This window comes from Anabaena sp. UHCC 0204 (assembly GCF_009711975.1).
GTDB lineage: Bacteria > Cyanobacteriota > Cyanobacteriia > Cyanobacteriales > Nostocaceae > Dolichospermum.
Genome location: NZ_VIKW01000064.1, coordinates 7,096 through 10,800 on the forward strand (window position 1 = coordinate 7,096; position 3,705 = coordinate 10,800).

Annotated in this window: 3 protein-coding genes; all 3 read right to left on the bottom strand. The window is 37.0% G+C overall.

The features are described from left to right. Window positions 1-1,300 (bottom strand): lipid-A-disaccharide synthase-related protein (locus FJR04_RS24115; protein WP_168499642.1); only part of this gene is annotated, 1,300 nt, incomplete at its 3' end. An 18-nt stretch (window positions 1,301-1,318) separates the two neighbouring features. Beyond that, window positions 1,319-3,082, bottom strand: coding sequence for an EAL domain-containing protein (locus FJR04_RS24120; RefSeq protein ID WP_168499644.1), 1,764 nt, complete (start codon window positions 3,080-3,082; stop codon window positions 1,319-1,321). Then, a partial coding sequence (locus FJR04_RS24125; RefSeq protein WP_174763578.1) for a sensor histidine kinase occupies window positions 3,069-3,705 on the bottom strand: 637 nt, incomplete at its 5' end. The genes FJR04_RS24125 and FJR04_RS24120, both read right to left, overlap by 14 nt.

A 3,705-nucleotide genomic window follows, 5' to 3' on the forward strand; every position in this document is an offset into this window, starting at 1 on the left:
ATTCTGCAATTCGTTGTGCTGCACCGGCACGCCCCATGCGTTGTACGCCATTGTCTGCAATCATTTGTAAAAGGTCAGGATTTTTGAGTAGAGATTGAATGGCTGGGAGAACTTGTGATGGTTGGTTTACTAGGGTGAGAGATAGCCCTAAAAGCCGACTTTGAGCTTCAGCAAAAGCAGGGTTATATTGAGGACCTTTACCAGAAATAGCGATCGCTGGTTTTCCTAAACCAATAAATTGTTCTGTTGCAGTTCCGGCCATAGCGATCGCTAAATCACCAAAATGCAAGCAATCACTATAAGCTTGTTGAGTCAAAATTAAATAGGAATTTTTTTGTTGAAAAGTCAAGCTATCGGGGTCAGAAATAGGTAAAGGAGAGTGATCACAAAGTCGCCAACCTTGAATATGTAAAGTTTGGGATAAAATACTACAATCTAGACCAGGAGCGATCGCTCCTAAAAAAATCATCGTCCCCGTAGCGCGAAATAGAGAATCTGGTTGACGCAAACTAGCCATCAACGCCGATACAGCAATCATCATCACTTCCCAATTATTGTATGCTTCCGGCGCACGAGAACCAGGCAAAAGAGTCACAATCAAAGGCCGAATCACTTCCTCCTGTTCAGCATTCGGACGATAAAATTGCTGGGCGTTCAAAGTCCGCTGCAACCCATCCATCATCGGATTTCCCACATCCACAGCGGGAATAGGCCATTTTTTTAAAACTTTTGTAGTCAGAGAATCCCTCGGAAACACAGCCCGACAACGCCTACCACTCATCAACCACCTTTCCCAAGGATGGTAAATTGAACCAGAAAAATTTTCCCACTTTGCAGACTTGGATTTTCTCGGTAATAACCCCGCCTCATCACGCACATAATATTCTGATTTAGCCGTCCCCACAAAAGCGTAATCCGCACCACTCACCGCTGCAAACAACAAAGGGACAATATCCCCCACAGCCAAAATAGCCTTCTGATTACCTAACTTTTTTTGTGAACTTACCCACCTGCGGACAGATTGAATTTGATTCCAAGTCAACTTTACCAAACCACCGCGCACGTCGCGCATCAATTCCTTTCCATCCATATAGATGAAACCACCAGACGGCATATTCTGCACATTCCCAATGATGGGAACAGCGATTTTTTGGTAAGCCCGTCCTTCACCCACTATTGGTAAAGCAAAAATATCCGGTGGAGAAGACAACTGTTGCAGAGCCTGGATAATCCGCACAGCAATAATATCTTCACCATGACCATTACTTAAAACTAATAACTGTAACCGAGAATTAACCATTTACTTTTAAAAAATCCTCTAAATACTAGGAATTACCAAAGTATTTGCTAAACCTATAAACTCTGATGCTGGAATAGGGCGACTAAAAATATTACCTTGGATATCATAACATTGATGATCATAGAAAAACTTCAACTCATTTTTTCTTTCTACCCCTTTAGCAACAATTTTCATATTCAATTTTCTCGCTACATCAATAATACTTGCAACAATAATTTCATTTCCTGAAGTCAGTTTTAAATTTTTCACAAGCGAGCAATCTAGCTTTAAGATATCAAAAGGAAACTTACTCAAATAGTTTAACGATGATTTATCAGTACCAAAACTATCAATAGTTATTTCAAATCCCAAAGCCTTGAGCAAGCGAAGACGGCGTACAGCTAAACTACTATCTTCTTGAAAAATGCTTTCAGTCACCTCTAGAGAAATGAACTTAGCACTAACCTTTTCCTCAATTAATATGTTAGTAAGTTCCTGAGATAATGTAGCATGAGATAATTGGCGATTAGAAAGATTAACAGAAATTTTCATTAATGGTAATCCTGCATTCTTCCACTCTGCTAAATAACTACAAGTGTTTCTAAATACCCATTTACCAATTTCAACTATCAAACCTTTTTGTTCAGCGACAGGAATAAAATCTATAGGTAAAATCATTCCGTATTCAGGATGTAACCATCTGACTAAAGCTTCCGCTGCCACAACCTTGCCAGTATTGATATTGACTATGGGCTGAAAATATAGTTGAAATTGATTAAGTTCTAGTGCATGGTGCAAATCTACTTCCCAAGGCTTGGTGGAATTAGTATTATCGAGATTATGGTTATAAAATTCATAAGCGTTACCTCCCACTTTTTGAACTTTGGTCATAACAATCCGACAATGTTGTAACAATGTTTCTAAATGGTAGGGATGATAGTAAAATGCGCTGCCTATACTAGCAGTAACAAATATTTCCTGATGATCAAGTAAAATTGGCTCAGAAATACTTTCTAATAAGGCGTGAGCTATAGCAACTGCCTGGTTACGATATTCTATAGCATCGGCAATAATCACAAACTCATTACTATTAGTACGCGCAATCACACCTTTTTCTTGAATGGCTGACTTTAACCGTTCTGTTAACTTGAGTATGAGTAAATCGCTTTTTGCTGGTTCAAGAGTTTGATAAATTCGTTCCAGACGATCAAAACTTAAACAAAAAATGGGTAGGTAAGGAAGATAATTCGGTGCTGTTTCTGTGGGCTGAATCAGATTATTAATAAATTTTTCGACCAGAAAATCAAACTCTTCTTGCAAACCATGACGATTTAATAACTGAGTCAGAGGATCAAATTTTTGGACTTGACTGAGTTTTTGTTCAGCCCCTTCAACTTGTGCTATGTACTTTTGTTTCTGCTCTAAATCAGCTTGGTATTTTTGCAAAGCAATTTCAATTGTTACTTGCAATTCTTTATCCTTAAATGGTTTAAGAATATAACCAAAAGGAGTTGTGGATTTAGCTCTCTCCAGTGTTTCATTATCAGCATAAGCTGTTAAGTAAATAACTGGAATACCATATTTTTGAGAAATCTTAGCAGCAGCTTGGATACCATCTATTTCACCTTTAATAACAATATCCATCAGCACTAAGTTAGGCTGTTTTTCTCCTGCCATTTGAATAGCTTTTTCTCCAGAAGAAACAATGTCTACAATTGTGTATCCCAACTTTGTCAGTTTTCTGGCTAAATTATTGGCAATGAGAAGTTCATCTTCAACAATTAATATTTTAATGCTGGTCATAATTTTCAATTCTCTTTTGATAACGTAGTTCTGAAAAAATTAACTTAAATGTAGTACCATGATCACAACTGACTGTAATTTCTCCTTCTAACTGTTTAGTTAATAAACAAACTAACTGTAAACCTAATGATTCCGTATTTTGAAAATCCAGGTCTGCGGGAAAACCAACACCATTATCTTCAATAGTTATAGTTACTTGCTTTTGGTCATCTTCTTTTATTCTTAACCATATTTGTCCGGTTTCATGATTTGGGAAAGCGTGTTCAAAAACATTAGAAATTAATTCATTAACAATTAAACCGCAGGGAGTAGCTGTTTCGATGTTTAATAAAATGGGGTGTAAATCAAAATCAATGGTAATTCTTTCATGATCCAAATTGGAGGAAAATGCTAATTGTTGAGCAAGAGTTTGTAAATATTCACTTAAATCAATTTTTGCGAGGTTTTTAGATTGATAGAGTTTTTCATGGATAAGTGCCATTGATTGGATACGATATTGGCTTTGTTCAAAAATTTTGATCGCTGCTGGATCTGTAAGATAGTCAGATTGCCAATCTAAAAGACTAGATACTACTACGAGATTATTTTTCACTCGATGGTGAACTTCTTTGAGTAATATTTCC

Coding starts and splice junctions, on each gene's coding strand:
- FJR04_RS24120 (WP_168499644.1), bottom strand. CDS start 3,082: ATGACCAGCATTAAAATATTAATTGTTGAAGATGAACTTCTCATTGCC.